Below are 3,067 nucleotides of genomic sequence, written 5' to 3'. Positions count from 1 at the left end.
TTGCAGGGGAAGCCGAAGGCTAGACCATCAATATCGCCCAGCTCTTTCAGCACGGAGTAGTCAAGCTCTCGAATATCAGCATGCACTACAGATTCAGGGCGATCCGGGCAGATATTCTGGCGGTAAGTATTGCACGTATCTTCGTCGTAGTCAGTCGCCCACTGGTGAACAATCTTCCAGTCGGGGTCAGAGATAGAAGCGCGGGTTGCGCCAATGGCAAGGCCACCGGGGCCACAAAAAAGTTCACCTAGCTTAAATTCCATGCCCACAACTATACACTAATATATTCGAAAATATAACCATGAGCTGCACATATTTTCGAATATAGAAAATGTTAAAACATCGAAAAATATATCTAAATACATTAAAAACTATATTTCTACTACCTCTTGGTCTTCGAATGCACAAGCAACCGCATGTTTACCTCCATCCTTCGCTCCAATGAGTACTCAACTTACAGGCCTTTTGATGGCTATCTCATATCTGCACCTAAGCTCAAGCTCACTATGTAGGCAGCCAATGACCACCAGACGCGCGCCCGTTGCCCCGCTGGGTTAGTCTTATAGCATGACCTGGATGAACGGCCTGCGCGCCACTTTTGACCTTGAAACCACCGGTGTGGACGTCACCACCGCCCGCATCGTGACCGCTTCCCTGATTCTGCTGGATCCTCAGGGTAATGTGGTGCGCCGTGGCGAGTGGCTGGCTGACCCCGGCGTTGAGATCCCTGCCGGTGCCGCCGCCGTGCACGGTATTACGACCGAGTACGCGCGTGAGCACGGCCGCCCCGCCCGCGAGGTCGTCTGGGAGCTTGCCGGCGCGATTGGTGCGCTGAACATTGACGGTGTGCCGATTATTGCGTTCAATGCCGCCTACGATTTTTCGGTGCTGCACCACGAGATGCTGCGCCACAATATTGCCAACGGTGAGCTGCCGCCGGGCGCGGTGCTCGACCCGTACGTTCTGCATAAGCACGTGATTCCGCGTAAGCGCGGCAAGCGCACCCTGGAGGTTCTCGCCGCCGAGTACGGTGTCTCCCTGGAGAACGCCCACACGTCCGCCGATGATGCCCTGGCGGCGGAGCGTCTGCTCGTGAAGCTGACCGAGCAGTTCCCGCAAGTTCTCAACGTGGATGCGCGCCAGCTGCACGAGCAGCAGATTCAGTGGGCGGCGGAGCAGGCGGCAAGCTTCCAGGCGTGGTTGCGTACGCAGCCGGGTAAGGAATCTGAGGTCATTGACGGCCGCTGGCCGGTACGCCGCTAAAACTGCGCCGATAAAACTGCGCCGCTAAACTCGCTCTCGCCTCCTCCTCCAGCCGCCCGACAGATCTCCCTCTTTACTGACGGGCTGACGCTATCGCCGCCGGGGCTTCTCCCCTATGCTAGAAGGTGACCGCACCTGCAACGAATAGCACGTGAATAGCACGACCCGGAAGGCCTCTCATGGATGATCAGCCCCGCACTACCGAGCCGTACCCCGACACCAATACGCGCAGTATTTATTTGGGTTCTACCCGCCTGGCGCATGAGCATTTGGTGGCGCAGTCGCAGGTGGTGCTCCGCCTGGGCCGCATCCTGATGAAGTCGGGTGCGAGCGCCTACCGTATTAAGGCGTCGATGGCGCGTTTGGCGAAGGCTGTGGGGTTGAAGGAGCATCACGCGCAGGTGACTTTCACCGAGATTTCAACCTCTTCGTACACGGACGGTAATTTCCGTACTGAGGTGGCTGAGCAGCGCACGATGGGCATTAACGCTCATAAGCTGGATCAGTTGGGTAAGTTCATTTCTGAGCTTCCCGAAAAGATTACCCCGGCTGAGGCAAACGCTGAGCTGGACCGTATCGATTCGGCGAAGCCGCTGTACACCCCGTGGATGCTGGCGTTGGCGTCGGCTGTTGCGTGTGCCGGGTTCGCGTTTCTGAACCGTGGCGGTCTGGTAGAGTGCTCGGTCGTGTTCTTGGCGGCGGGTGCCGGCCAGTATTTGCGTTCGACTCTGCTCAAGCGCGGGGTGAGCCACATGGCGACGTGGATGGCGTGTGGTTTCCTGGCGGCGGGCCTGTACATTGCGGTTGTTAATGTGCTGGTTGCGGCGGGTTGGGTTAGCTCGAACCATATGATTGGTTTTATTTCGTCGGTGCTGTTCTTGGTGCCGGGTTTCCCCATGGTGACGGGTATGCTCGACATTTCTCGTATGGACTTTTTGGCGGGTATTTCGCGTCTGACCTATGTGGGTTTGCTGCTGATTAGCGCGTCGTTTGCAGTGTGGGTTTTGGGTTCGCTGTTCCATTTGCCGCTGGATTCTCCGGTACCTCTTAAGCTGGATCCGACCCTGTATTTAGTGTTGCAGGTGCTTTCTTCGGGTGTTGCGGCGGCTGGCTTCGCGATGCTTTTTGCCGCCTCCCCGGTAGCGTGCGTGTGGGGTGGCGTGATTGCTGCGGTGGCGAACCCCGCCCGTATTCACATGGTGGAGGCGGGCATGCCCGCGCACATGGCGGCGACGATTGCCGTGTTTGGTGTGGGTATTATGGCTGAGATTGTGGCGCCGCTGCATCAGCGTAAGTACACGCGTATTTCCCTGTCGGTGCCGGCGGTGGTGACGATGGTTCCGGGCGTGCCGTTCTACCGTTCCATGTCGCATTTTGCCAGTGGTGACATGTATTCGGCGGCGAGCGGTTTTGTGCAGTCCCTGCTGATTTTCATAGCGTTGGGTCTGGGCTTGGCGTTTGTGCGCCTGCTCTTTGATAAGAACTGGCTGTTTGATCAGGACACTCAGGTGTTGAACCGTCTGGATACCGACCGGCACCTGCGTTAGCCGCCTCATTCTCCTCTCTGTTACCTAACTTGTCTGTTGTGTTTTATCGTCACCTTTCGGTACGTTCAGGTGCTTGTCACCTGCGGTTCATCTGTAGCGCCTATGATGGTTAGGTACGGGACGCTCATAGCGTGCAGGCTCTGTCGCCTGGCGCGCATCGTCCCCTGTAATTCTTTAGTTCGCCGTCTCTGTTGAAAGGCACCGATACGATGACTCCTTCCTCTACCCACCCGCTGCACCACGAAGCCAGCGAGAAG

General features: G+C 57.2%; 3 protein-coding genes. 2 read left to right on the top strand and 1 reads right to left on the bottom strand.

Annotated features, from left to right (window positions below; genetic code table 11):
- Positions 1-263 (bottom strand): DNA cytosine methyltransferase (locus tag Q0216_RS09725; protein ID WP_298594934.1); only part of this gene is annotated, 263 nt, incomplete at its 3' end.
- A 304-nt stretch (positions 264-567) separates the two neighbouring features.
- Between Q0216_RS09725 and Q0216_RS09720 the strand changes: the two genes are divergently transcribed.
- Positions 568-1,263, top strand: coding sequence for a 3'-5' exonuclease (locus Q0216_RS09720; RefSeq protein ID WP_298594932.1), 696 nt, complete (start codon positions 568-570; stop codon positions 1,261-1,263).
- Between the two features lie 179 nt (positions 1,264-1,442).
- A complete protein-coding gene (locus tag Q0216_RS09715) occupies positions 1,443-2,810 on the top strand; it encodes a threonine/serine exporter ThrE family protein (RefSeq protein ID WP_298594930.1) in 1,368 nt (455 codons plus the stop codon).
- Positions 2,811-3,067 lie beyond the last annotated feature (257 nt).

The sequence above is a fragment of the uncultured Rothia sp. genome, from assembly GCF_937976295.1.
Taxonomy (GTDB): domain Bacteria; phylum Actinomycetota; class Actinomycetes; order Actinomycetales; family Micrococcaceae; genus Rothia.
Note: the sequence above shows the minus strand (reverse complement) of the source record. Positions and strands in the feature narration are given on the sequence as shown.